The following is a 26,867-nucleotide window of genomic DNA, read 5'->3' on the forward strand; positions in this document are numbered from 1 at the left end:
TTTACGATTTATGTGATGAGTATGGCCTGTATGTTATTGATGAAACCAATTTAGAAACGCACGGAACATGGCAATACGGGCAAACAGAAGAGGGAGACACGGTGCCCGGCAGTAAGCCTGAATGGACGGCGAATGTATTGGATCGCTGCAACTCGATGTTTCAGCGCGATAAAAACCATCCATCCGTTATCATTTGGTCGCTTGGAAATGAATCGTTCGGAGGCGATAATTTTCTGAAAATGCATCAGTTTTTGAAAGAAAACGATCCGACTAGAATTGTTCATTATGAAGGGGTATTTCATTATCGGGCATCGGAAGCGGCATCGGACATTGAGAGTACGATGTATATTTCGCCTCAGCAGGTCGAGCAGTATGCCATTGAGGCGGAACAGTCAGGGAAACAGGCAAAGCCATATTTGTTATGTGAATACAGCCATTCCATGGGAAATTCAAACGGAAACCTTTACAAGTATACGGAATTGTTTGATAAGTATCCTATTTTGCAGGGCGGATTCATTTGGGATTGGAAAGATCAGGCACTAAGAGCAAAAACGGAGGATGGAATTGAATTTTTAGCATATGGCGGTGATTTTGGCGAAACTCCTAATGATGGGAATTTTTGCGGAAACGGTTTACTATTTGCGGACGGAGCCGTTTCTCCAAAAATTTATGAAGTGAAAAAATGCTACCAAAATGTTGAATTTTCCAATGCAAATTGGGATGAGGGAAAGATTTTCGTTAAGAACAAATTTTTATTTACAAACTTGCAAGAATTTGAATGCCGCTTTGAAATTGCTGAAGATGGAAAAGTGATCAAATCCGGTGCTGCCGAGATCAATCTCCCTCCCGGATCAGCCGGCGAAATTCAACTCGGGTTCAAGAAGGAAGATTTTAAACCTTTCAAAGGGGAGCTCATTGCAACTGTCAGCCTTCATTTAAAAGAGGGCAATTTATGGGCTGAAAAAGGGCATGAAATTGCATTTGAGCAGTTTATCCTTCAAAGGGCGCTTTGCGCAAAAAATAAGGAAGAGAAACGTGGTGGGCTGGATGTAAAGGAAACAGCTCAAGAGTTGATCATCATAGGGAAACATTTCTCGCTGCGTTTTGACAAGCAAAGCGGCGACCTTCAATCATATGTTTTGGAAGGGAAAGAATTATTCAAAACGTCTGTTTCGCCCAACTTTTGGCGAGCCATGACGGATAATGATAGAGGAAGCAAACTAGATGTCCGCAGTGCTGTTTGGCGAGAGGCCTCAAGCAACCGTGTTCTCGCTGCTTTTGAAGTGAAGCCATTGGATGGACAGATTAAGGTTTCCGTCACATATCGATTGCCGGCCGCAAACGAGTCGAAGTGCAGTCTTTGCTATACGATCAATCAAGCGGGCGAGGTGGAGGTGAATTATCAATTGGTTCCCGGCGAGAACTTGCCGGAAATCCCGGAAATCGGCGTCATGTTTTCGCTGCCTTCTCATTTTGCAAACATTGAATGGTATGGAAAAGGCCCCCATGAAAATTATATTGATAGAGAAAGAGGCGCTAAAATCGGAATATACCGTGGAAAAGTAGAAAATCAGTACACACCTTATTTAAAACCGCAAGAATGCGGCAATAAAACGGGTGTAAGGTGGGCGGCCGTCACCGATGAAGAAGGAGTGGGATTGAAAATTTCCGGGCTTCCAACCATCGAATTCAATGCCCTGCCGTTTACGCCATTTGAACTGGAAGAACATAGCCATTCATACAAACTGCCGAAAAGCACCAAAACGGTCATTCGCGTAAATTACCGGCAAATGGGTGTCGGAGGAGATGACAGCTGGGGGCAAAAAACACATCCTGAATTCACACTTTATGCAAACCAAGCATATGCGTATTCCTTTATCATCACACCTGTTAGAAAAAGCAAATGACTGTAAATTAAATGAATGGATCTGGCAAAATGCGATATTTAAGCTTTCCTTTAGGATGCCTTCATTCTAAAATTCTTTTAGGATGGAGGCAACTGATTTTTTCTTGGCATCTTTGGGGCTGTCCAAAAAGGGGCTTTTTCACAGAAAAAATTAGAAACCTTAATATATCAAGATTTCTAGAACAAAAAAGGGGGCGCCATAAGTCCAAAAATTGACTTATGAGACAGCCCCTGCTAATAAAATCGATATTTGCCGTTGTAATTCCATTATGAAATTCTGGATTTAATTTTCACTTTTTCCTTCCACCTGCCTTGCTTACTTCGCTTTCATCCGTTTTGATTTCTTCTTGCTTGTTTTTGCTCGTATCACTTGCTTTTAATTTGAATTGGGTTTTTTTGATCCCTTTCTATCTTCCTTTAAACGCTTCGGCATTGGGGATGGCCAAGTCCTAATTATTGTGTAAAATCATACTTCCAGGCCAGTAAACCTAAATTCCCGGCCAATCCAACCGCTTCCTTATTACACAAAATTCAGCTCTTAATCCCAACTCTACAACCCAACCAAATGCTTTAATAGCTTTTAGTGTTCTGCCTACGACTCCTGAAGCATGAGCTACATCGTCTTGAGCTATTGAAATTCCTCTGTAGTCGCAGCATACTGAATAAAGTCTCTAGTATTTTCTACAGTACTAGGGGCTCCTTCAATTTCTATATATTCTAGTAGAGATTCAGGTGTTTCGTTTGTTACCTGATTATTAACTACTGCTGTATTATCATTTTCAGCAGCAAAAGTAGATGAGAGAGGTGTAAAAGTAGTACACAAAATAGAAAATGAAGTTGCAAAAATTACTGTTTTCATAAAAGTTTTATTTTTTATATTGAAAGCTCCCCCAAAGTTATAGTATTTTATTTAATGTATTATATTACCAAATAAACATATATTATCCAATACATAAATTTACTAAAAAGGGGAATTTTTCATATGATAAAAAAAGAAAAAGATAGAAATAAATATTCTGTTTCAGATCACATCTTTGCAATAACAGTTGTATCCTTTATGTGCTTAACCATTATCTCGTTGCCTTTCCTACTTTTTTATTCAGTAATGCATCTTATTTCGTTGACAACCGATGTCCGTATTAATTCGTTTGGAACCTTTTCTTCTATCAAAATTATCCTAAAATTTTTTATAACTACTTTAGTCATAACAGGGGTGGTAGATACGATTTTTTCTATAATCTTGAACTGCTCGAAAGGAATTCTTGGTTTTCTTTCTGAAGCGCTTCTGATGCTTGCCTTTTTCTTTTTTTATGTTTTGATTTATTCTCTTGTGTTTAATGAAATTGTAATGACAGATAAAGGTCGTCTTTATGTTTCCTTATTTTTGTTCCTCATGTATTTATCTATTCATGTAGTATATATTGGGTCAAAACGGCTTTATGAATTAATAGTAAAAAAGTAACATATTAACAGTATTTTATCTCCTTACAAATAGACAATAAAAGAAACACATTTGATACACTGTTCTGGAACCCGATCTGAGAGGGATTTGATTTTCATTGTGCTGATTTAACAACAAACGGAGGGAAAAACATGTAGATTGTAATAACTAATATAATAAGTTCAAGTTGTTCACTCATTAATTCTCTAAAAATAATAAGAAGATAGTATTTGCCTTGCCAATATAGAAACTAAAAAAGACACCTAAACAGTGTCTCTTCTTCTTTGTAAACCTCAATCCGTAAAGCAAAAGCCAGCTTATAAAATGCCTTCTCAAGGATACGATAAAATGTCGCCTCGCTAATTCCCATTTCATTGTAAATATCATAATCACGTGGTTCCTCTAAAGACATATTTCGTTTAATATTACTTCTCTTTCGATTGCATTGAGTTTATTTACCTCACGGCGTATTCTCTCCATGTACTCGTCTCTTTCACGCTCAAAGTCCACTTTCTTGATCGCCATACTTTCCGTAGACGAGTGAAACACATTTGTCTGCGACGGCGGCACGAGAGAGTACGTTTGCGTCACGCGTGGGAGATACTCGTTATAATGATCTTGCCGTTTGAAAAATACATTTTCCCCTTCTCAAGCACCGTTGTTGCAGCTGTATCAACGCAAATGCCTTGTAACAAGTTTTTCACCTTCTCTTACAGTTTCGCTATACTGTTTATCAACATTAAATCAACATTTAACATTTCTTCTGGAACACATTCACAAAGCTCTAACCATACTGTTTCTTTGATGCTAGTATAATTCCATGGACACATCTAAGTTAAATTTTCATATAATTGACCTTAATAAAAAATGAAAGGATGTGTCCTTGGGTAACCATGGTACTGGGAAAAATTTAATGAAGACTCCAAAAAAATGGTTGTTGTCTTTACAACACTGGCAGCTCTGTGAAAGATTTATGCAGCGAATATGGCGCATCAGATATATCAATCTACAGATGGGTTAAGCAATAATCCCCCATCGATTTGGAAGATGGAACATCTGTCACTCCGGATGATGTTGTAAGCAGCAAAAAGAAATCCGTCGTCTTCAGGAGGAAAATGACATTTTAAAAAAGGCTATGGCCATATTCGCAAAAAAGTAAGTCAAGACGAGCTTATTTCTGTGATTGATCAACATAAAGACCAGTATTTCATTAAAATGCTTTGCAATGTGTTCGAAATACCTAGAAGTACGTACTATCCACCGCTTCAACATGTTGAGTCGAATCGTTACCGGGAAAACAAGGAATGAACCGACAAAATCATAGAAATTCATACAAAAAGCAAACAACGCTATAATGCTCCCAAAATCCATAGCACTCTTCAAAAAAAAGCTATTTGGTGAGCCTAAAAAGAGTCTAGTGTTTGATGGAAAAAGATGGAATTCGTTCAATCATTTCAAAAAAATACCGTCCATATTCAAGTAATCAAAGAGTGAAAGAACGAGAAAATCTATTAGAACAGGATTTTTCGACAAATTCCATTAATGAAAAATGGGTATCAGATATTACTTCTATCCATACAGTGAAAGAACTGTTGATGTTATATCTGCATTCTAAAAAGGTTATTGGTTATTCCTTTTCGCAGACGACACAATGGATCTGGTGATTCAAGCTTTAGCAAATGCGTATGACACTCAAACTCCGTTATCATTCATATTGACCTAGGTTCTCAATATACAAGCGAAGAATTTACTAAGTATGTTCAATTCAAAGGCATGAATATGGGCAGGTACTTAATTAAAAAATTAACTTTTTTGTGTCCAAAAATTTGACTTAGATCCAGAGTAATGACAAATGCTATTAATTCAGATAATCCAAAATTGTTTTATAAAAATAATTACATGCTTCATCTTCTGATTTAAATTTCTTTAATTGTGATTTCACACCACGTTCACTATAATAAACTTCCCAAATATTATCTTCTTTATTTAAACAAAATACCTCATTAGGTAATCCACCATTTAAGTTATATAAATCCTTTGGAACATTAGCATTAATTAACAATTGTTGCAATTCATTTTTTTTCATACGTCTTTCCTACCCTTCCAAGTATTCCTTACCTATTCATTTTTTTACTGGTTGGTTAAGTTCGTACTGAATACCGAGACCTGGTTCATTAAACCATGGAGCAATTTTACCTGCCTTAACTTCTATTGTTTTTTAACTACATAAACTTTATATGGGTTTAAATACGTTTCAGGAGCTAATGCACGCATTTCATATGTACCATACGGTGAAACAAACGTTCCACCCTCATATCCAAATTTATCAATAATTGTGCCAGGCTTTAATATCATGGTTTCGGGTTCACTCAAACATTTATTCTTATGTTCTTAATGGAAAAACTTTTACTTCAACATCCTCGCTCTCAGATAATTTGGAAGTGTTGACTGTCACATAATATGTTCCCGTTTTATCTATAGCTATATGAAATTTCTCTTTAAATCTTTGATTAGGCTTGATTTCGTCTTTTTATAAAACTCTGTTTGAGGTTTGATCTTTTGAATAAATCACTTCGCCTCTTTTATCCTTTATAACGACGATTCTATTTTTGGTTTACTATGAATGAAAGTTGTTTCAGCTCCGTTATTTCTAAAAGTTGAAATGATCGTTTTTTGACTAAAAATTAGAGATTTATAGTCTGATCCTTTATTTGATGGGACAGACTATTTTTTCGTTTGTAAGTCATAGATTTCCTGTAATCTAAAACTATATATTTATCAGCTGGCTGAAAACGTGCGCTTATCCCATTTTGTTTCATTAACATATAACATTTCGTTACAATGCGCACTTGCTTTTATTACGGTATTTCCTCTGAGACACTGAACCCCTTTTTCTCTTTTCATTGGTTCGTTTCCTCGTTACTTCGTACTTTTTTTATATGTCTTTTGGCTTACAGCCGCCCTTGAAAGCATGTAAGACTTTCTTTCATTTCGGCAGTTCCAAGCTGTTTCCGCCGTTTAGTCCTCTCATGCACCCCTTTTCAATTTTAAGTGAAAAACTGTGTATTAAATAAAAGGTAATAACATTTTACACTAAAAGCATTGAGATTAGATCAAAAGGAGGAGATCGTAATGAGTGACTCATGGCTTGAATTAGAAGGAAAGGTGGCGATTGTAACAGGTGGTGCTTCTGGGATTGGATTACATATCACAAACGAACTGATCCGAAATGGGGCAAAAGTTGTTGTAGCCGATTTAAATGGAGAAAAAGGGCCGCAAGATAATGGTTCTTATTTTCTAAAATGTGACGTTACAAAAAAAGAAAGCGTTGACAAAATGGTGGCTGAAACCGTAAAATTATTCGGCTCAGTGGATATTTTAGTAAATAATGCCGGAGTCAACCTGCCAAGACTGTTAGTCGATGTCAAAGGTGAAAAACCTGAATACGAGTTGAATGAGAAAGATTTTGACTTTATGGTAGCTGTCAATCAAAAAGGTCCTTACCTTTGTGCACAAGCGTCTGCCAAGGAAATGATTAAACAAAATAAAGGAGTTATTATCAATATTGCTTCCGAAGCCGGACAGGAAGGATCATCTGGCCAAAGCTGCTATGCTGCGACAAAGGGAGCATTAATAGCTTTTACTCGCTCGTGGGCGAAAGAACTCGGCAAATACAATATCCGGGTTGTTGCGGTGGCGCCTGGCATCAACGAACCGACAGGCTTGACGTCAGAGGCTTATAATGAAGCGCTTGCTTATACTCGAGGCGTCTCAGTTGATCAATTGTCAACGGATTACAGCAATTCCATTCCTCTTGGGCGTCCGGGAAAATTAAAGGAAATAGCCGATTTAGTTTCTTACTTGGCTTCAGACCGTGCAAGTTATATTACAGGTACGACAGTTAATATTTCTGGAGGCAAATCCCGCGGTTAAGATCACAGAAGCCTAAAAAATGGTTCTATAACGAAATATCACAAAATTCCAATCACTACCTTTGACTGATAGACGAAACTATGTCACTTTATTTTTACGTAAAAGGTGGTGAATACTGTTGGATTTTACAATTGATAGCCGTGTTGTTCAAATGCTAGAAACGTTTCAAAAAAAATCTTATTGTTCTTTGGATTATCTTGCCAACTCATTGGGGGTCAGCACGAGAACAATCCGCAATTATATTAAGCAGTTAAACAGCGAACTGAATGGAATTGCAGCCATCAAAAACGAAAAGGGAAAAGGCTACCATTTGTTTATTGAAGATGGCCATATGTTTGATGATTTCATTGAAACCGTTTCTAAGAAGAAAAACATGCTGGATTCATCACAAAGGCGTATCGCTTTTATCATTGATCGATTAATCAACAGCAAAGGAAGGAATACGCTGGATGAACTCGCTTTTGACATGAATCTGGGGAGAACAACTCTTGTAAAGGAAATAAAAAAAGCTACCGTAGCGTTGGAATCTTACAATTTAGCCATTCATGGAAAACCGAACAGCGGGATGATCCTGAAAGGAAATGAACTGGATATCCGTTTTTTTATATTAGATAACGTCTATGACTATTTATACGGGGATTACCCGCTGGATGAAGATATTAAAGAAGAAATAATGAAGATTGCCAATCACTACAATTTAGAGTCTACCACCCAAAAAAAGTTAATGCAATTTATTATTGTCATGTTGGATCGTTTTATAAAAAATCATCCTCTTACGGAATTGGATGAAAAATATAACAAACTATTAAATACGCAGGACTATTCGATTGCTTCAGAAATCGTTTCCGCAATCGAACGGCATTTGCCGGTTGAAATTTCACAACCTGAAATACTGTTTATAACATTGCCGATCGCGGGAAGAAGAACGCCGACAAACATTCGAACAATTGCAGATATTACAATTTCCGATGATATTAAACGTCTCTTGGACTTAATAATCGAACAAGTAGGGTTTGATAAAAGCATTATTTTCGAAAATGAAACATTTTTCAAAGATATTCTGTATCATTTAACATTTATGCTGAACCGCTTGATGTTTGATGTGCGTTTGAAAAATCCGCAGCTGGCTGATGTGAAGGAGAAGTATCCTGTCGCCTTTAAATTGGCCGAAATTGCCGGGCAAGTAATTGAGAAAGAGTATGGACTGAAGGTTCCTGAAGATGAGCTTGGCTACCTATCCTTGTATTTCGGAGTATTCATTGCCCAACATGATGAAATAACGAGAGCTTTAAAAAAAGTTGCGGTCATTTGCGGAACCGGGCGGGGATCTGCCAAATTAGTCTCTATTCAACTGCAGCGCATATTAAATCCAAATACTCAAATTGATATTTACTCTGAAATTGAAATTTCAAAAGAGCTTTTGAATCAATACGATATGGTCTTTTCAACAGTAAAGCTTCATTTTGCAATTGATCCACCTGTCATCATAATTAACGAAATCTTTGACGAAGCGAGTGTTTCTAGGCAAATAGAAAAGATGACCTATCGGAAAAAATTTAAAATGAAAGATTTTGGCAATCACCGTTCAATTTTAAAACTTTTACTCAACAAAGATAAATTCTTCGTCTTAGATACAAATAAAGGCTACCACGAAAATGTGAATGATATGATCGACGTTTTAGTCAAGAAAGGCTATTTGGACGAAGGGTTTAAAGAGAGGCTGAGAGAAAGGGAAGAGAAAGGATCAATGGTTTTTGACCGGTATATATCCTTGCCGCATACAGTTAACTACAAGTCCAATCAGATTGAAATGGCGATCGGTGTTTTTCCTGAAAAAGCAGTGGTTGACGGGAAGGAAATCAAGCTTGTCTTTCTGTTGGGAATACCGGAAAAAGCCGATAATGATGCAAGCCTCCTGATTAAAATTTACGATGAAATCATCAAAATCGCCTCTGATCAGAAACAGGTAGAGGAATTGGCCGATGCAGCCAGCTACGAAGATTTTACAAAATGCCTCGAACAAGCAAGCAGTTCATCATCAATCTTAGGGATGTGATAGGATGCAATTGATCATCATTATGCTTTTTATAGCAGGAGCATTTATCGTGCAATTGGCATTAGGTTATTTTCAAATTAAACATTTTGCCAAAGCGTATATAGAGCTGCGAAAGATTGGAAAAGTGGCAATCGGAAAGCGCCCCGGCAGAATTCGGGCGGGCACCATTGTATTATTTGCCGTTTCCGACAGCGGGAAGATTCTGAAAGCAATGAAAATACAAGGGGTTACAGTTTTAGCGAAAGTTCGGGAATTGAAAGGCTTTACGGGCAAAAATATAAAGACGCTTGGAGAAGCCGATATGGCTCATTGCAACAAACTATTGAAATCAGCTATTTTGGATGCGGTCAGCAATTATAAGATTATTATGAGCGGCGGGGAAATTCCCGAAAAGCCGAGTATCTTTAAACGAATCATGATGCAGGCAGAAAACATTGTTTCGGTAAAAAAATCATGAAGAGGTGAGGAACGTGGATATTATTGTTACGATTGCTGAAGGTTTTATGAATTTGTTTAAAACTGGCGCAGAAACATTTATTTCGTGGATGCAAAGCATTGTTCCACTTGTGTTGCTATTGATGGTTTGTATGAATACATTCATTCAGCTTATTGGAGAAAAGCGGGTCAATAAACTTGCAATGGCATCTTCTAAAATCCCGTTGTTAAGATATTTAGTCTTGCCGCTTGTCGGTTCCTTTATGCTAGGGAACCCAATGGCGTTGTCATTAGGACGTTTTTTGCCGGAAAGATATAAACCGAGCTATTTCGCTTCAGGTGCATATTTTTGCCATACCAGCAACGGTTTATTTCCACATATAAACCCAGGGGAATTATTTATTTGGCTCGGTATTGCGGCTGGAATTGAGAAACTAGGTTTAAGCACTGCAGAATTGGCTGTCCGTTATTTCCTTGTCGGTCTCGTAATGAACTTCTTCGCAGGCTGGATTACAGATTTTACAACTAAAATAGTAGAAAAACAACAAAATATTAAATTGAAAACAGAAGTAACGTTACATCATCGTTAGAAAAGGAGGAGGAATAGGAAATGGCTAAATATCGGTCGATAAAAATTGTGAAGGGCAGCGGCGGTTTTGGCGGGCCGCTCATCATTACACCGACGGAAAAAAGAAATAAAATTGTTTATATTACCGGAGGAGCAAAGCCTGAAATTGTAGACAAAATTGCTGAACTGACAGGTGCCGAGCCGGTCAACGGTTTTAAAACATCAGTACCGGATGAAGAGATTGCGCTTGCAATTATTGATTGCGGCGGTACATTACGCTGCGGCATCTATCCGCAAAAACGCATTCCAACTGTCAATATTATGCCAACAGGAAAAAGCGGACCGTTGGCTCAATATATTACGGAAGATATTTACGTTTCAGATGTGGGGTTGGATCAAATTCAGCCCGTTGAAGAGAGTGCTAGAGAGGCGGCTCCGGCTGAAGAAAAAATTCCGGAAGAAAAACCTGAAAGAGAGTTTAAATATAGCAGTGATAAAAAGATTTCTGAAACAATGGCAGCAAGCTCCAATAAAAACTTACTAACGAAAATTGGACTTGGCGCAGGAAAAGTCATTAGCACGTTCTATCAAGCAGGACGTGAAGCAGTGCAAACAATGATTAACACGATTATTCCGTTCATGGCTTTTGTATCATTGCTGATTGGAATTATTCAAGGTTCAGGAATCGGAAACGTATTTGCCAAGATCATGTCGCCGCTGGCTGGCGATATATGGGGATTGCTCTTAATCGGGTTTATCTGTTCATTGCCATTTTTATCACCTTTACTTGGACCTGGAGCAGTAATCGCTCAGATTATCGGGACGCTGATTGGAGTGGAAATTGGCAAAGGGAATATCCCGCCAAACTTGGCGCTGCCAGCATTGTTTGCCATCAATACGCAAAACGCCTGTGACTTTATACCTGTAGGTTTAGGACTTGCAGAAGCAGAACCTGAAACAGTAGAGGTCGGTGTACCGTCCGTCCTTTATTCAAGATTCTTAATCGGGGTTCCAAGGGTGTTTGTCGCTTGGCTGGCAAGCTTCGGACTTTATGATTCGTAAATTTGTAATTATAACATCATGAGTTTTGCAAAAATCTGACATATGGGAGGGAAGGCACAACCGTAACAGGTTTGTGCCGACTTTATGACAATCATTTATAAGAATAAAATAAAAGGAATCGGAACAATGGCCGATCATTTTTTGAAAGAGAAAATGATTATTTTATTTGGCAATGAAGCACCGCAGGATCTGAAAGATTTTTGTTATGTCATTGATGTCGTAAAGGCGGAAGGAGTCATTCAAGCTGGACAGAAGCTTTATATTAATAATGAAAAATTTGAGATCACGTCTGTCGGCGATGCTGTGCAAAGAAACTTAACAACATTGGGGCATATTACTTTGCGCTTTGACGGATCGACAACACCGGAACTGCCGGGCACTTTGTACTTGGAAAATAAAGATATCCCTGAAATTGGATTGAATACCGAAATAAAGATTGCAAGTGAATAAAAATTTTGATATTTTCCATTCATCATTGGCTATTCATCCGACTTTTTTCAAATAGGAGGGGAAAAATGAGACTCTATATAGATTCAGCAAACGTAAAAAAAATTACTTACATAAATGAATATTTCCCGATAGCAGGTGTTACCACCAATCCATCCATTGTTACAAAAGAACAACGCCCTTACTTAGATTTGCTTAAAGAAATTAGGCAAATCATCGGCGATGAAAAAGAATTGTTTGTGCAAGTTATTGGCCAAACAGCTGAGGAAATGGTGGAAGAGGCACGATTTATCAATAACCGGCTAAGCGGGAATGTCGTTGTAAAAATCCCTGTAACTGTTGAGGGTATAAAAGCGATAAAGCTGCTTTCTGTGGAAAATCTTCCCACGCTCGCGACAACCATTTACACTCCTTTTCAAGGCCTGATCGCTGCCTTAGCTGGTGCGAAATATGTAGCGCCATATGTAAATCGAATCGATAATTTAGCCGGCAATGGCGTAAAGGTTGTTGCAGAAATTGCAGAATTATTTGCAGCTTATGGCCTCTCAACGGAAATTGTCGCAGCTAGTTTTAAAAATGTTCAGCAAATACATGATGCCTGTCTTGCGGGAGCCCAAACAGTCACCGTTGAACCTGATCTGATCGAAAAATTGATTGCTTTTCCTGCTACTTCAATAGATGTTTTAAAATTTAAAGAGGAATGGCAGAGAGCCTATGGAATGGACAATAAAACTTTATTAGACGGCTAAGAGCAGGAAATACAAAAGCAAAAAGGAATTGCCTGCAATGATTTTTATTGATTTTAAAAAAGCAGGGATAAATCAAATATTTTAGCAGCAGCTTTGGTTTGCACGAAACCCTCCGAAGCGTAAGCGCGCAAATAGAAGCAATGAACAAACACCCCCTGAATCGAAGTTTTAATTTTGATTTACGGGGGTGTTTGTTTTTGACAAAAAAGAAAAGTTAAAAACAGCCGAGGTGAGATAGGGGAGTTTAAAAATCAAGGAAATAACGAAATGAGCCGGTTGCTCATAAAAAATAGTTATTCGTATACGGGAAAATTAAAAACACACCGTCTGTTTGTGATAATCTGGAGGATGTATTCCCGAACGTCCTCGATTTTTTTATTTCTTTGTTTCTATACCACGACATAGAATGTCTGGATGCAGTTTTAACACTCTACAAAATAAAATAAATACAGGCTGCTCTCATCTTTCTCCAATTAAATTGTATCTAGGTTAGGCAATTTCAATTAAAACATTTGATTCTGAGCATGCGAACTGAAGTGATTCTGCAGGCATTGCATCTGTAATAATACGATCTGCTTGGCTCAAATCGGCGAATGAGAATAGAGATTTAACGCCAAATTTGCTGTGGTCAACAACAATATTAACTTCGTTGGTACAACTGATGACAAGTTTTTTGATCTCCGTTTCGTAATTGTTTGAATTGCTGTACCCATGAACATCTGACACACCTGAAGCTCCTAAAAATGCACGATCAAAGGCCATTGTCGACAATGTTGCATAAGCGATTGGACCAACCATTGATGCGGTTGAGTTCATCAAGATACCACCGGTCAACAAGGTAGTTACACCTTTGTCTAGTAATTCCGCTGCTACGTTGAGAGCGTTGGTTACTACCGTAATTTGTTTTGAAGGAGACAAGTGCCTTGCAATTTGTAAAGTAGTGCTTCCTCCGTCAATAAAGATAGATTCGCCATCACGAATCAGTTCAGCCGCTTTCTTCCCAATACGAACTTTTTCTTCATAATGAATACTGTTTCGTAATCGGATTGTATCCTCTTTGACAACAAGGATAGCTCCGCCAAAAGTTCGTTTAAGTAGACCCATTTTTTCCATTTTCTCTAAGTCTCGTCGTATTGTCATTTCAGTAACTCCAAAGTGTTCACTAAGATCTGTAATCTTTACTTCAAAATTCTTTTCCAACATCTTAAAAATTTTTTGTTGACGTTTGTTCATTTGACTCGACTTGTTATACATAACCTCACCCTTGTTTATTTCTTACATATTATTTTAACAAACAAATTGAAAAAAATTTAATAGTGGGTATTTAATGGATTAGATCCAATTGATAATTTCCATTTTTGTTACTGACAAGAGGCTGTGGAAAGCTTTCATAATCTCTTTTATTTTTTTGGTGGAAATCAGAAACATATTCTAGAAATACTTTTTTGTTTATCTATCGTCTTAGGACGAATTTTTTTACATACTCATTTAACCTTATAATTTGGTTTTGTTAAAATATACAACCATTTTGTTTTGTCTAAACAATTAAATGTTTATAAATAACCTTTTTAGTATAAATTTTAACATTGTAGCACATCCAAATCTTTCTTAAACATTTAATTTACTAATAAAAACAAGTGGATTATATGGATTTGTTTTTTACTGTTGAAATTATTGTTAAAATTATCAAAACTTATTGACTATTGTTATTTTTTAAATTATATTATGTTTAAAAATAACATTTTGTGTTTGAAGAGGAGTGAGATAATGTCTAAAGCGGTGATTAGAAAAATACTGTATACGTGGTGTTGAATTATAATGATGTCCAATGGCCACATGGGCTTCTAAATGAGAAATTAGGAGACCGACAGGCAATGCCCAGTTGAATTAAATAGGTTAAGAAATTTGCAATTAAGTTTATTTAAAAAAATGTAAGCGTTTTAATAAAGTTGCTTAAAAGCAAAAATTTTGGGGATGGAAAGTTAAAAGGGGGAAAATAAATGAAAAAATTATTTTTTTTGTTGGTGATTGCAATATTTTCATTTAGCCTTTCAGCTTGTAATACTACTTCATCTGGAGGAGATAGTTCGAGTAAAGATTCTGAGGACAAACAGCTTGTTTTTGGCTATACATGTATGACAATGAATAACCCTTTCTTTCAAGTTTTGGAAGAATCGATACGGAAAGAAGTTGAAAAACGCGGTGATAAGTTGATTACAATGGATCCTGCAATGGATGTTTCTTTACAGATCAATCAAATTGAAGATATGATCACGCAAGGAATAGATGCCATTTTTTTAAACCCTGTTGACTGGGAAGGAATTCGGCCGGCATTAGAAATGTTGAAAGAAGCTGATATACCAATTATTAATTTTGATACCGAAGTAAAGGATTTTGATTATGTTACAGCCTATGTTGGCTCTGATAATAAAAATGCTGGAAAAGTAGTAGGTGAAGATTTGGTTAAACGATTCCCTGACGGTGGCAAAATTGCCATTCTTGATAGTCCAACAATGAATTCAATAAATGACAGGGTTGCCGGGTTTTTAGAAGCGATTGAAGGAAAAAATTTTGAAATCGTTGCCCAACAAGATGCAAAAGGGGATTTGCAGACGGCGTTAAATAAAACAGAAGATATCCTTAGAGCACATCCGGATATTATGGCCATTATGGGCGGAAATGATCCTACAGCTTTAGGAGCTTTGGCAGCCGTTAAAGCTGCAAATTTAAAAGATATTGTCATTTATGGAGTAGACGGTTCGCCAGATGCGAAAAAAGAAATTGCTTCCGGTGGTCAACTAGTGGGAACTGGGGCTCAATCACCTATTCAAATAGGTGTGAAATCGGCTGAGGTTGCTTATAAAGTGATGAACGATGAAAAATTTGAAAAAAGAACACCAGTCGAAACATTCTTAATTAATAAAGATAATGTTGATCAATATGGCGTGGATGGTTGGCAATAAATGAAACAAGAGAATAGGATGATCTACGTTCTAACGGGCTAGATCATCCTATTATGTAATGATCGGGGTGAAAGCATGAATGGGAAACTGTTAGAAATGAGAAATATAGCAAAGCAGTTTTCAGGTGTCTATGCATTGAAAAATGCCTTTTTTGAACTGGAAAAAGGTGAAGTTCATGCGCTGCTGGGGGAAAACGGAGCCGGCAAATCGACTTTAATGAAAATCCTTGGAGGCATCTATAGTGCTGATGAAGGGGAAATCGTGATAGAAGGAAAACCTGTTCAAATAAAAGATGTCAAAGATGCACACAAAAACGGGATTAGCATTATTCATCAAGAAATTGTACTAGTTCCTCATTTAACAGTAGCTGAAAATATTTTTCTAGGTAGGGAAATTTCAACAAAGACTGGCTGGATTCATACAAAAGAAATGTTTGAAAGTGCTCAGCTGTTTCTTGATAGTTTTAACATTCATATCGATGCCAAAACACCCATCCATAAATTAACAGTTGCTCAGCAACAAATTGTTGAGATTATCAAAGCGGTGAAATTTGAAGCTAAGATCATTGTAATGGATGAACCAACGTCTTCTTTATCAGAAAAAGAAGTCGAGTTTCTATTTGAAATCATTAAAAATTTAAAAAAACATGGTGTTGGGATTATTTATATTTCTCATAGAATGAGTGAATTGTTTGCGATTTCAGACCGGATTACTGTTATGCGAGATGGCACGTATATCGGAACGGTAAAAACAAACAACACAAACATTGATGAATTAATTGCCATGATGGTTGGGCGTGAATTAAAAAATTTCTATATAAGAGATTATTTGCCTCCTGGAAAACCAATCTTAGAAGTTCGACATCTTTCCAAGAAAAACATGTTAGAAAATATAAATTTTTCATTGAAAAAAGGGGAGATTCTTGGCTTTGCTGGATTAGTTGGCGCTGGCAGATCCGAACTGATGAAATGCATTTTTGGATTAGATACATTTGAAAAAGGGGAAATATTGATTAACGGAAAGAAAACCAACCATAAAAGTCCTAGAGATGCAATCAAAAATCAAATCGTTTATGTTCCAGAAAACAGAAAAGAAGAAGGATTATTTTTAAACAATACGGTGACGTACAATACGACCATTAATATCCTCAACCAAATAATCAAATTTTTGAAAGTAGATTATAAATTTGAGAAAAGCGTTGTAAATAAGTATATTAATTATCTTTCAATTAAAACATCAAGTTCAGAGCAGACAGTAATTAATTTAAGCGGAGGAAACCAACAAAAAGTATTGATTTCTAAATGGCTTGCAACGAAACCTAAAGTGTTAATCTTAGATGAACCGACGAGAGGCGTCGATGTTGGCGCCAAAGCAGAAATTTATTCCATTATGAACAGGCTAGTAAAAGAAGGTGTTGCTATCATCATGGTATCTTCAGAGTTGCCGGAAATTATTAATATGAGTGATCGTGTTGTGATAATGTGCAATGGAAAAATTGCTGGAATTTTAGAGAGAAAAGAAGCAACTCAAGAAAAGATCATGTACTATGCCACTGGAGGGGAATAATATGTTGCCTTCGTTAAACTACAGGATGGATTCAAAAAATACAATGACCAATAACCCTGTTACAAGATATATAAAAGATAATATAGGAATATTGATAGGTTTTGTTTTATTATGTGTTATAATTGCCATTTTAAATCCTAATTTTTTAACAACTCAAAACTTATTAAATGTTTTAAGACAAACATCTACAAACTTATATATTGCGATTGCAATGACAATGATTATTATCATTGGGGGAATTGATTTATCCGTAGGATCTATCATTGCTGTCTCCGGAGTAGTGACGACAAGTTTAATTGCATTTGAAGGAACGCCTGTCTGGCTGGCTGTTATCATTGGATTGCTTGTAGGGATGATTTTCGGTTTCTTTAATGGTTTTGTCGTCTCAAATACTTGGATTCCGCCATTTATTGTTACACTGGCAACAATGAATATCGCTAGAGGAATTGCTTATGTTTACACTGATGGAAAACCTGTCAGAGTTGTCTCCGATTCCTTTAACTATATTGGATCAGGCTATATTGGAGGTGTTTTGCCTACGCCAGTTTTGTATTTAATAGTCATTTTGGTCATTTCTGCTGTCATTATGAACAAAACTAAGCTAGGCAGATATATGTACGCTGTAGGCGGAAATATACAAGCAGCAAGATTTTCGGGAATTAATATTAAAAAAGTGCAACTTTTTGTCTATACATTTAGTGGTTTAATGGCTGGATTTGCTGGCATTGTATTATCCTCAAGGATGTTTTCCGGCCAACCAACTGCAGGGATGGGTGCTGAACTGGATGCAATTGCTGCAGTAGTATTAGGTGGTACGAGTTTTGCTGGCGGGTCAGGCCGAATTGGCGGCACGGTGATAGGTGCTCTCATTATAGGTGTTTTAAGCAATGGACTAAATTTATTAGGTGTTAATTCTTTTTGGCAATACATTGTAAAGGGGTTTGTTATCCTGATTGCAGTTTATGCAGATGAAATCAAGAAAAGAAAAAAAGAATCATAAATAACCTTCATCCGTTATTCCTTTGAATGGAGGGATTATTTTAGTGAAAGGTATTGCTATTGCCGGCACCATAGCAGTAGATACAATTAAAAGAGTCAAAGGTTTTCCGAAAAAATCTGAACTCTCGTCAATTACGAGTGTGCAACAATCAATTGGGGGAGCAGTATCAAATTGTTCAGTTGCATTGTCAAAAATTGATAAAAAATTGCCAATCGAAATAGTAACGTTAATAGGAAATGATGAAAGAGGCAATTTTATAAGGAGATATTTTCGAAGATTCAAAAATATATCTATGGACAACGTGCAATATATTGGGGAGACGCCTTTTACAGATGTAATATCTGATGAAGTCGATAATAGCCGAACTTTTTTTACTTATAAAGGGAATTCAGTACTATTTGATGAACAAGTTTTAAAGATAGAAAACTTGAAATCGGATATTTTACATGTCGCTTATTTATTATTGCTGGATGCATTGGATCAGGAAGATGAAAAATATGGAACAAAATTAGCGAAATTGTTAAAAGAAGCTCAGGATTCAGGAATAAAAACTTCAATTGATATTGTGAGTGAGAATAGTGATCGATATCAAAAGGTTGTTCCGCCTAGTTTAAAGTTTACAAATTATTGCGTTATTAATGAAATAGAAGCAGGAAGAACGGTCGGAATAGATTTGCGAAATTTAAATGGTGAATTGCGGACGAATCGTATGAAAGAGGTACTGGATCAATTAAAAAGGTTTGGTGTGAAAGATTGGGTTATTATTCATTCACCTGAAGGAAGTTTTGGATATGACGGCAATCAATATTATAGTATTCCTTCCCTTTTAATAGAAAAGCGTTTAATAAAGGGAACAGTAGGCGCAGGAGATGCATATGTGTCTGGAATTCTGTACGGAGCTTTAAATGGTTTTTCTATTGAACACTCTATGGAAATTGCAACAGCTGCTGCGGCATCATCATTACTTGCAGAAGACAGTACATCAGGTATCAAAAGTTATGAGGAATTGATATTGATGTATCAAGAGGTTCCAAAAAGATCAAAAATGGACATTTAATGTGATAAGGGAAGGTGTGATTACTGGAATGTTAGTTACATTAAAAGAAGTATTACAAGATGCAGAAAAAAACCAGTATGCTGTTGGTGCTTTTAATGTTCCGACATTCGAATCGTTAAGGGCAGCATTAGACGCTGCAGAGGAATTGCAGACTCCTATTATTTTAGCTCATGCAGAAGTTCATAGCAGTGTAATGCCTCTGGAATTTATTGGACCGATATTAGTCAATTGTGCGAAAAAAGCTAATGTACCTGTTGTTGTCCACTTAGATCATGGATCTGATATAAAGCTGATAGAACAGGCGATAAATCTTGGATTTACTTCTGTTATGATCGATGCTTCACATAAACCATATGATGAAAATGTGAAAACTGTTCAAGAAGTAGTGGAATTTGCTCATAAATTTAATGTTTCTGTTGAAGCTGAGTTAGGTGTTATTACTTCTTCGGGGATTGGTGGAGAAGAAACTGAAAACCATATAACTTCGGATTCTATTCTGACAGATCCTCATTTGGCTAAAGATTTTGTTGAAAAAACGAATATTGATGCACTCGCAGCCTCGATTGGAACAGTGCATGGAATTTATATGTCACAGCCAAACATTGATTATGAAAGAATAAAAACATTACACGATTTAACCAAAATACCTATTGTGATGCACGGTGGATCAGGATTAAGTAAAGAAGAATATTTGAAAACAATCGAATCAGGTGTCAGAAAAATTAATTATTATAGTTATTCTGCGAAGTATGCTGCAGAGGCTATCAAAGAATATATCAATAAAAACAATAATGTTTTTTATCATGAATTAACATTTATTGCGAAAAAAGTCATTGAACAAGATTTAAGAACAGTAATAAAAATTTTCCGAAATAATTAGATGATGGAAGGTGAAAAAATGACTTTTGAGGAATATTCTCGTGTGAAAAAAAGAGTACTAGATATGTTAGAAAAAGCCAATATTGTTCTGACCAACGAAGAGAAGGAAAATATGGAAATTGCTGATTTTGGTTTAGGGAAAATTGAGAATACAGGGTTGCAACTTATAACATATGTAAATACTCAAAAGGTATGCGCAAAAGAAATTGTATTGCTGCCAAATCAAACTTGTCCAGAGCATAAGCATCCGAAAAGAAAATTTGATGATGGCAAAGAGGAAACTTTTAGATGCAGATTTGGCACTGTTTATTTATATGTAGAAGGAGAAGAGACGAAAAATCGGGCTGTTCAACCGCCGGAAGGAGATGAACAATATTATACAGTATTTAAGGAAATCGTTTTGCATCCTGGTGAACAATATACGATTTTTCCGAATACCTTTCATTGGTTTAAAGCTGGAAAGGAGGGAGCAATTGTCACCGAATTTTCCACAAGGAGCACTGATGAAGAGGATGTATTTACGGATCCAAGAGTAAAAAGAATTCCGGAAAAAAGCTTATAGATGGATGTTTGGATTTAGAATGCCTCTGTTTACGTTAAGAGGAAGATTTTTGATTTATTGCGCATACTCAAATATATGGAAAGTTAAGTTCATATGATTGTGTAAAAGGAGAAATAGAAAAAGAGCCATGTTGCTTCCTATTTCGAAGGTAAACAGTGGAGAAAACAGCAGCAGGAGGAATGCAGCAATGGCTTAATTCATATTACCGTAAATAACCATTAGTATGGCATTAATTAAAAAAAATAGGTATGTCAAGAAAAATCCTTCTAAGTTTTGATACCTAATTGTTAAATAACAATATGGAATGATTTATCGGATACTCCCATTTTAATAAAAACGTACTGAAATGTTTCATCACCAGCTATCGCATGAAAGAAAGGCGTAATTTGTCTTAAATTATTTTGTTCCATATAGTCCAATAACATGTGGTAATCTATTTCCGTATTTTTTTCAAAATCGTCATATAAACAAATCGAGAGCATATTTTCAATAGCATAAAAGCTATGGAAATACATTTCTTTCATACCTTCCATACTATCCTCTTCAATAGGCATAAAGAACTCGGCATTTACCATTTCATCCATCGGCACGTTGTGAATTGAAGAAAAGGCGTATTCGATGGACTACCGGGTTTAGAGGAAGCCTTTAAGGCGGTTTATCCGAAAGCTGACGTACAGCGTTGTGTCGTTCACAAAGTCCGCAACACACTCAGCCGTGTACGGAAAAAAGACCAATTCGAAATGGCGGAAGATTTGAAACTCATTTATCGATCTCCGAATAAAACAATGGCACTGGAGATGTTTCAACAGTTTGAGTCAAAATGATCCAGAATATCCAAGAGAAGTTCAATCTTGGGTCAATGAGTTGGATGTCCTCCTTACATTTATGGATTATCCAGGCAGTATTCGAAGTGTAATTTACACGACCAATGCCATCGAACGAACGATCAAGGAGATTCGGAAACGTCTCAAGCCGATGACCAGTTTGAACAGTTTAGAAGCTGCGGAAAAAGTAGTGTATTTGACGATCAAAGACTTTAATAAGAAATGGGCAGAGCGAAAGTTGCTAGGATTTGCCGAAGCACAGGAAGTCCTCAGCGAATGTTTGAAAAACGTTACAATTAACCAAATACTGCAAATAAACAAAATAAGGGTATCTCCTTTTCCACACAAGAGACTGAATTTTCAGTCTCCTGTGTGGAAGAAACAGACCCTTTCTATTCTAAATCCATTTCAGAGATGCCCTATCTATCTTACATTACACAAAATTCTTGACGGTACCGAATTGCCGAAAAAGTTTATGAAGAAAAAATACTTATCTTAAAATCTTAAATATGAGAATAAAGAATTCAAACATAGGTTCCAAAAAAAGGAAAAATTTGAAATAATTCATTGGTGGGGATTCCCCATAATTCTTTAAAATGAAGCAAGTGGAGAAAAATAGGTCGTCTCTTTCCGCTTGCTTTTGTATGTTTTCGATTTTTTTCTGAAAGCAGCTGGCGTATGCCTGCAGTTTTCAGTATGTTGTGGGCTAATGCCACAATCCCAAATTCGACATGTACTTTGTCGGCCCCCGTAAAGAAAAGCTGCGGAACTGCCATTGCCTTTGTTGCGACTGAACACACTTTCTACTTGGTTTTCCACTGAGTGTAGCTGGCGGCTTTCTCTTCACATTCAAGGGCTGTTTTGCCATCGCTTTTATTTCTTCGAAGAATTATTCCAGTGAACTTGACGGTTTCCCTTTGCTTTCGTGCATTTCGCTTTTAATGGGCAAGCAATCTGTGGATATTCGTATATGTTAAAGCCTTGATCATAGCAAAACTGATTCTTAATATGATGGAATTATCCTCGTTCAATTTGTTGCCGCTACTAGTAATGAGACAGGCGTATCAAGCAATAATTGACAACATGGTAATTTCAGCAATACGAAAAAAATCGGGCGCCATTTTTTACGCCCGATTTTTTTTTATATCCATCCATTCAACCTTTTCCCATTCCTTTTAAAAATTGCAGCAGCATGGTGATCGAACGATTGATGTCCGGGTCTTTTAATGCGCCGATCAATTGGAAAATGGATGTTGTTTTGTCTTCGTTGATGCTTGCGGCAGCCTCCGCCATTCCTGCATCGAGCTTTTCCGTCATCAGCTTTAGTTTTTCAATGTCTATCGTTCCTAAAAGCATAAATAAATTTGCGGCATTTTTAAGAATATCGATATTCGGTTTTTTGCCAGCTTCTTTTATTACATTTTCCAGTATTTGGTGTCTGTTGCTTAAAAGAGCGTTGGCAATTTCCAAAAGACCAGAATCATGGAGTTTTCCTAAAAATGTTATTCCTTCTAATACGGCTTCTTTATTATCTGTAAGGGCTTGTTCAATTTCCGTTATAGCTTGTTTTCTTTTCTCCTCATTGGATATTTCCAGTTTTTTTATCGTAGTAATTGGTTTAGCCATGTACGTTCACCTTGCTTCCCGGAAAGGAATAATCATTTCGTTTCCATTTTTTCTCTACCTGTACACCTATTTGTGGGTTTCGTTTTCCGTTTCGATGGTTGTTCGGTCGAATTGGGGATTCACCTTTTTCTTCCAGAACCACCATTTTTACAGCCAGCTCTTTATAGGCTGGTGTGTTTGTTTCCCGATCCGTATGATTGCCTGTTAATCGGTTGATTGCTGTTTCGCCATTGTCATTTAAAGGAATAAAAATTTCATGTTTTTGTACGCGATCTGTAATGTGAACCCGCCCCTTTACAGAACCGTATTTCGAAATCAGTTTAACAAGGGCTCCTTCTTGAATGCCACGCTCTTTTGCCAATTGTTCGGAAACTTCGATAAATGCATTCGGGGTTTTGCGGCGGATTCCTTTTGATTTATAGGTCATATTGCCTTCATGGAAATGTTCCAGCAATCGGCCGTTATTGACATGGAGGTCATATTCTTCATCAACGTCATACAAGTAATCGACTTGAAGCGGATAAAGATTCGCTTTTCCATCGTCAAAAGGAAAACGTTCTTTATAAAGAAGCGGCGAATCAGTTCCATCTTTTGCAACGGGCCATTGCAGGCTTGAAAACCCTTCTAACCGGTCATAGGATACACCTGCAAAAAGTGGTGTAAGGGCTGCTGCTTCTTCCATAATTTCACCCGGATGTTTGTAATCCCAATTGAAGCCCAGTTCTCGAGCCAATAGACAGTAAATTTGCCAGTCTGGTTTTGAATCGCCAAGCGGTGGCAAAACTTCGTAAAGCCGTTGAATCCGCCGTTCCGTATTTGTAAAAGTCCCTTCTTTTTCAAGGCTGGGGCTTGCCGGCAGGACAACATCGGCATATTGGGCCGTTTTGGTTAAAAATAAGTCTTGCACAACGAAAAATTCCAATTTTTCAAAGCCGCTTGCCACATGATTGATATTGGCGTCTACAATCCCCATATCTTCACCTGTTACATACAGTGCCTTTAACGTTCCTTCGTGCATTGCTTTTACCATTTGGTGATTGTCTTTTCCGATCTTTTCCGGCAATGGAGAGCCCCACGCTTTTTCAAAACGTTTTCGCACCTCTCTATCCGCCACAGATTGATATCCGGGCAAATAGTTCGGCATGCTGCCAAAGTCGCTGCAGCCTTGAACATTGTTATGTCCTCGCAGTGGATAAGCCCCGGTTCCCGGTTTACCGTAATTTCCTGTCACTAATAATAAATTGGAGATCGCTGTACTTGTGTCGCTCCCGCGCTGTTGCTGTGTGACCCCCATTGCCCAGCAAATAACCATTGTTTTGGATTGGTGAATGGTTTCCGCCACTTTGATTAATGTTTCTTGGGAAATTCCCGTAACTTCTTCTGCATATTGCAATGTAAATGGTTCCAAACTTCTTCTGTATTGCTCAAACCCGTTGACCCGTTCTTTTAAAAATACTTCATCATGCCAATGGTGATCGATGATGTATTTAGTCACAGCCGACAGCCAAACGAGATCTGTTCCCGGTTTTGGCCTGACAAACATGTCCGCCCGTTCCGCCATTTCATGCTTCCGCAAATCAAAGACGAGAAGCTTCTGCCCGTGTAATTTTTGTGCCCGCTTGATTTTCGAAGCTAAAACCGGATGGGATTCCCCTGTATTAGCCCCAATTATGATGACGAGATCGGAAGAGGCGATATCTGAAAAAGATCCGGCATCTCCCCCGTACCCAACGGTTCGAAACAAGCCAATTGTGGCCGGTGACTGGCAATATCTTGAACAATTATCAACGTTGTTCGTTCCTATGACTTGCCGAGCAAATTTTTGCAGCAAGTAAGACTCTTCGTTCGTTGCTTTGGAAGATGCAATAAATCCTAATGCATCAGCACCGTGCTTTTCTTTTATTTCCTGAAAACGTTTGGCGACATATTGAATCGCTTCATCCCATTCCACTTCTTTAAAATAATCGCCTTCACGAATTAACGGTTTGGTCAGCCGCTCGTTGCTGTTTACATAATCCCAGCCAAATTTTCCTTTGACGCAGGTAGAAATTCCGTTTGCCGGTGATTCCGGCGTCGGCTCTACTTTTAATATGTTTCTTCCCTTTGTCCAAATATTAAAAGAACATCCAACCCCGCAATAAGTGCAAACGGTTTTTGTTTTTTTAATTCGCTCTTTCCGCAACAAAGCTTCTGTATCCGATACGGTCATTAATGTCCCGTAGCCGGTTTCCACTTCCTTCGTTAAATCAATCATGGATCGCAAAGTGCCCTGTTGAATGTTTGTTAAAAACCCCGCTTCCCCCAGCATCGATTTTTCCATTAATGCGTTGCAGGGGCAAACAGTGACACATTGGCCGCAGTTTACACAACTGGACTGATCAATCGGCACGTCATTGTCCCATACAACGCGCGGCACTTCCCGAGACCAGTCAATTGATAACGTTTCATTTACTTGAACATCCTGGCAAACTTCCACACAACGGCCGCATAAAATACATTGGTCCGGGTCATAGCGGTAAAACGATCCGGAAAAATCCGCTTCATACGGTTTGGCGCGGTAAGGAATCCTTTGATGTTCAATCCCCAGTGATTTTACAGTATTATGAATGACGCAATCCCCATTGTTGTTATCGCAAACTGTACAATATAATTCGTGGTTTTTTAAAATTTGATCCATCGCTGATTTCTGTGCTTCTTTTACTCGATCATTTTCTGTATTTACGACTAATCCGTCTTTAGGTTGAACACTGCAGGATCTTGTCAATTCCCCGTTTACTTCCACCACACAAGTATCACAAGTTTGAATCGGACCTAAACTTTCATGAAAACAAACATGCGGCACTTCTAATTGCTCGTCGAGAAGAGATTGCAAAAGTGTTTGATGCTTTTGAACCGTTCTTTTTTCACCGTTTAGCGTAATAGTTATTCTCCCCATACGATTTCCCCCTGTTATTTTGTAATCCGATGATGATGTGTATAAATGTTCATTTTGTTTTCACGCAAAAATCCTACTGTTGTGATGTTTAAATCATCCGCTAATTTTAGAGCTAAATCGGTTGGCGCCGATTTCGAAAGAAGGATGCCGCAGCCGATTTTAGCAACCTTTAAAACAACTTCAGAAGAAATTCTCCCGCTAAAAGCAATGATTTTATCCGTTAAAGTGATTTGATGAAGCAAACAGTAGCCATATAGTTTATCTAATGCATTATGGCGTCCAATATCAGAAAATGAAAACAGCAATTTTTCTCTTGTGCAAAGTGCTGCATTGTGAAGTCCGCCCGTCCTTTGAAAAGCACCGGACGATTCATGCAGCATCTCCATTAGACGAAAACAGAAAGCCTGTGAAACAGTTGTTGTTTTCATAATGGTTTTCGCCGTTTTGACGTCATTGTAAAAATAAAACTGCCGGCTTTTGCCGCAGCAAGAACCGATAAACCGCTTCGATAAAAACTGTTTTTGTCCTTGAACCGGTTTCTCCAATAGAACGTATGCAAATCCTTTGTCCTTATCAATTTGCAACGCTTTCAAATCTGTTCTCGTCCGAATCACACCTTCTGAAGCAAGAAATCCGAGAACCAGTTCCTCTATATGAGAAGGTGAACAAACCAATGTTGCAAATTCCTCATCATTGACGACAAGTGTAAGGGGATATTCCTTTGCTATTTCATCCATCACTTGTTCTGAATGATGGGGAAAAATCTTGACAACTTCCCGTTTACAAATCAAGTCGTTTTCCATTTTTTAATCCTGCCTTTATCAATTTACAAGATAGATTTCTGTGGAAACCGCTCCC

General features: G+C 37.4%; 24 protein-coding genes and 2 pseudogenes. 17 read left to right on the forward strand and 9 right to left on the reverse strand.

Annotated elements, in window-relative coordinates:
• On the forward strand, positions 1-1,907 hold a 1,907-nt coding region (locus AC0KTX_RS05605), incomplete at its 5' end, for a beta-galactosidase small subunit-related protein (protein ID WP_474251260.1).
• Between the two features lie 627 nt (positions 1,908-2,534).
• On the opposite strand, the gene AC0KTX_RS05610 is transcribed toward AC0KTX_RS05605, so the two are convergent.
• Complete coding sequence (locus AC0KTX_RS05610) at positions 2,535-2,765, reverse strand: hypothetical protein (protein WP_474251261.1); 231 nt, start codon at positions 2,763-2,765, stop codon at positions 2,535-2,537.
• Between the two features lie 123 nt (positions 2,766-2,888).
• Here AC0KTX_RS05610 and AC0KTX_RS05615 point away from each other — a divergent pair, with 123 nt between their 5' ends.
• Positions 2,889-3,368, forward strand: coding sequence for a hypothetical protein (locus AC0KTX_RS05615; RefSeq protein ID WP_474251262.1), 480 nt, complete (start codon positions 2,889-2,891; stop codon positions 3,366-3,368).
• Positions 3,369-3,749: 381 nt separating this feature from the next.
• Here AC0KTX_RS05615 and AC0KTX_RS05620 read toward each other — a convergent pair whose 3' ends face one another.
• Entirely contained in the window at positions 3,750-3,938 is a 189-nt protein-coding gene (locus AC0KTX_RS05620; protein WP_474251263.1) for an ArpU family phage packaging/lysis transcriptional regulator, read from the reverse strand.
• Between the two features lie 830 nt (positions 3,939-4,768).
• Here AC0KTX_RS05620 and AC0KTX_RS05625 point away from each other — a divergent pair.
• Positions 4,769-5,011: a hypothetical protein gene (locus tag AC0KTX_RS05625; RefSeq protein ID WP_474251264.1), complete on the forward strand. Its 243-nt coding sequence runs from the start codon at positions 4,769-4,771 to the stop codon at positions 5,009-5,011.
• A gap of 194 nt (positions 5,012-5,205) precedes the next feature.
• On the opposite strand, the gene AC0KTX_RS05630 is transcribed toward AC0KTX_RS05625, so the two are convergent.
• Both AC0KTX_RS05630 and AC0KTX_RS05635 read right to left on the reverse strand, forming a co-directional pair.
• Positions 5,206-5,433: a hypothetical protein gene (locus AC0KTX_RS05630; protein WP_474251265.1), complete on the reverse strand. Its 228-nt coding sequence runs from the start codon at positions 5,431-5,433 to the stop codon at positions 5,206-5,208.
• 36 nt (positions 5,434-5,469) lie between these two features.
• Positions 5,470-5,702 (reverse strand): annotated as a pseudogene (locus AC0KTX_RS05635) (TNT domain-containing protein).
• A gap of 777 nt (positions 5,703-6,479) precedes the next feature.
• Here AC0KTX_RS05635 and AC0KTX_RS05640 point away from each other — a divergent pair.
• From AC0KTX_RS05640 to AC0KTX_RS05670, 7 genes are all read left to right on the forward strand, one after another.
• Positions 6,480-7,280, forward strand: coding sequence for an SDR family oxidoreductase (locus tag AC0KTX_RS05640; RefSeq protein ID WP_474251266.1), 801 nt, complete (start codon positions 6,480-6,482; stop codon positions 7,278-7,280).
• 118 nt (positions 7,281-7,398) lie between these two features.
• Positions 7,399-9,336, forward strand: coding sequence for a BglG family transcription antiterminator (locus AC0KTX_RS05645; protein WP_474251267.1), 1,938 nt, complete (start codon positions 7,399-7,401; stop codon positions 9,334-9,336).
• A gap of 4 nt (positions 9,337-9,340) precedes the next feature.
• Positions 9,341-9,793: a transcriptional regulator GutM gene (locus AC0KTX_RS05650; protein ID WP_186439333.1), complete on the forward strand. Its 453-nt coding sequence runs from the start codon at positions 9,341-9,343 to the stop codon at positions 9,791-9,793.
• 13 nt (positions 9,794-9,806) lie between these two features.
• A complete protein-coding gene (srlA, locus tag AC0KTX_RS05655) occupies positions 9,807-10,361 on the forward strand; it encodes a PTS glucitol/sorbitol transporter subunit IIC (protein ID WP_474251268.1) in 555 nt (184 codons plus the stop codon).
• A gap of 20 nt (positions 10,362-10,381) precedes the next feature.
• Positions 10,382-11,401 carry a PTS glucitol/sorbitol transporter subunit IIB gene (srlE, locus tag AC0KTX_RS05660; RefSeq protein ID WP_063388882.1) on the forward strand — a complete coding sequence of 340 codons (1,020 nt, stop codon included), beginning with the start codon at positions 10,382-10,384 and terminating at the stop codon, positions 11,399-11,401.
• A gap of 84 nt (positions 11,402-11,485) precedes the next feature.
• Positions 11,486-11,851 carry a PTS glucitol/sorbitol transporter subunit IIA gene (locus tag AC0KTX_RS05665; protein ID WP_063388881.1) on the forward strand — a complete coding sequence of 122 codons (366 nt, stop codon included), beginning with the start codon at positions 11,486-11,488 and terminating at the stop codon, positions 11,849-11,851.
• 65 nt (positions 11,852-11,916) lie between these two features.
• On the forward strand, positions 11,917-12,597 hold the full coding sequence (locus tag AC0KTX_RS05670) for a transaldolase family protein (protein ID WP_474251269.1): 681 nt from the start codon (positions 11,917-11,919) through the stop codon (positions 12,595-12,597).
• Between the two features lie 489 nt (positions 12,598-13,086).
• On the opposite strand, the gene AC0KTX_RS05675 is transcribed toward AC0KTX_RS05670, so the two are convergent.
• On the reverse strand, positions 13,087-13,851 hold the full coding sequence (locus AC0KTX_RS05675) for a DeoR/GlpR family DNA-binding transcription regulator (RefSeq protein WP_474251270.1): 765 nt from the start codon (positions 13,849-13,851) through the stop codon (positions 13,087-13,089).
• Positions 13,852-14,597: 746 nt separating this feature from the next.
• Here AC0KTX_RS05675 and AC0KTX_RS05680 point away from each other — a divergent pair.
• From AC0KTX_RS05680 to AC0KTX_RS05705, 6 genes are all read left to right on the forward strand, one after another.
• The gene (locus AC0KTX_RS05680) at positions 14,598-15,560 is read left to right on the forward strand and encodes a substrate-binding domain-containing protein (RefSeq protein ID WP_474251271.1); all 963 of its coding nucleotides are present in this window, start codon (positions 14,598-14,600) and stop codon (positions 15,558-15,560) included.
• A 96-nt stretch (positions 15,561-15,656) separates the two neighbouring features.
• Positions 15,657-17,126 carry a sugar ABC transporter ATP-binding protein gene (locus AC0KTX_RS05685; RefSeq protein WP_474251338.1) on the forward strand — a complete coding sequence of 490 codons (1,470 nt, stop codon included), beginning with the start codon at positions 15,657-15,659 and terminating at the stop codon, positions 17,124-17,126.
• Position 17,127: 1 nt separating this feature from the next.
• The gene (locus tag AC0KTX_RS05690; protein ID WP_474251272.1) at positions 17,128-18,126 is read left to right on the forward strand and encodes an ABC transporter permease; all 999 of its coding nucleotides are present in this window, start codon (positions 17,128-17,130) and stop codon (positions 18,124-18,126) included.
• Between the two features lie 43 nt (positions 18,127-18,169).
• Positions 18,170-19,183 (forward strand): carbohydrate kinase family protein, encoded by a 1,014-nt coding sequence (locus AC0KTX_RS05695; protein ID WP_474251273.1) that lies wholly within the window; start codon positions 18,170-18,172, stop codon positions 19,181-19,183.
• Positions 19,184-19,211: 28 nt separating this feature from the next.
• The gene (locus AC0KTX_RS05700) at positions 19,212-20,063 is read left to right on the forward strand and encodes a class II fructose-bisphosphate aldolase (protein WP_474251274.1); all 852 of its coding nucleotides are present in this window, start codon (positions 19,212-19,214) and stop codon (positions 20,061-20,063) included.
• 18 nt (positions 20,064-20,081) lie between these two features.
• On the forward strand, positions 20,082-20,624 hold the full coding sequence (locus tag AC0KTX_RS05705; protein WP_474251275.1) for a D-lyxose/D-mannose family sugar isomerase: 543 nt from the start codon (positions 20,082-20,084) through the stop codon (positions 20,622-20,624).
• 287 nt (positions 20,625-20,911) lie between these two features.
• Here AC0KTX_RS05705 and AC0KTX_RS05710 read toward each other — a convergent pair whose 3' ends face one another.
• The gene (locus tag AC0KTX_RS05710) at positions 20,912-21,214 is read right to left on the reverse strand and encodes a DUF5085 family protein (RefSeq protein WP_474251276.1); all 303 of its coding nucleotides are present in this window, start codon (positions 21,212-21,214) and stop codon (positions 20,912-20,914) included.
• Positions 21,215-21,232: 18 nt separating this feature from the next.
• Here AC0KTX_RS05710 and AC0KTX_RS05715 point away from each other — a divergent pair.
• A pseudogene (locus AC0KTX_RS05715) lies at positions 21,233-21,748 on the forward strand (IS256 family transposase); the annotation flags it as partial.
• An 855-nt stretch (positions 21,749-22,603) separates the two neighbouring features.
• Here AC0KTX_RS05715 and AC0KTX_RS05720 read toward each other — a convergent pair.
• From AC0KTX_RS05720 to fdhD, 3 genes are read right to left on the reverse strand one after another with little or no spacing between them, the layout of a single operon-like run.
• Entirely contained in the window at positions 22,604-23,074 is a 471-nt protein-coding gene (locus AC0KTX_RS05720; RefSeq protein WP_474251277.1) for a helical membrane plugin domain-containing protein, read from the reverse strand.
• Positions 23,067-26,009: a formate dehydrogenase subunit alpha gene (gene fdhF / locus AC0KTX_RS05725; protein ID WP_474251278.1), complete on the reverse strand. Its 2,943-nt coding sequence runs from the start codon at positions 26,007-26,009 to the stop codon at positions 23,067-23,069. The genes AC0KTX_RS05720 and fdhF overlap by 8 nt, the downstream gene beginning before the upstream one ends.
• 14 nt (positions 26,010-26,023) lie before the next feature.
• On the reverse strand, positions 26,024-26,812 hold the full coding sequence (fdhD, locus tag AC0KTX_RS05730) for a formate dehydrogenase accessory sulfurtransferase FdhD (RefSeq protein WP_474251279.1): 789 nt from the start codon (positions 26,810-26,812) through the stop codon (positions 26,024-26,026).
• Between the last annotated feature and the right edge of the window lie 55 nt (positions 26,813-26,867).

Source organism: Aeribacillus sp. JST-2 (genome assembly GCF_056032925.1).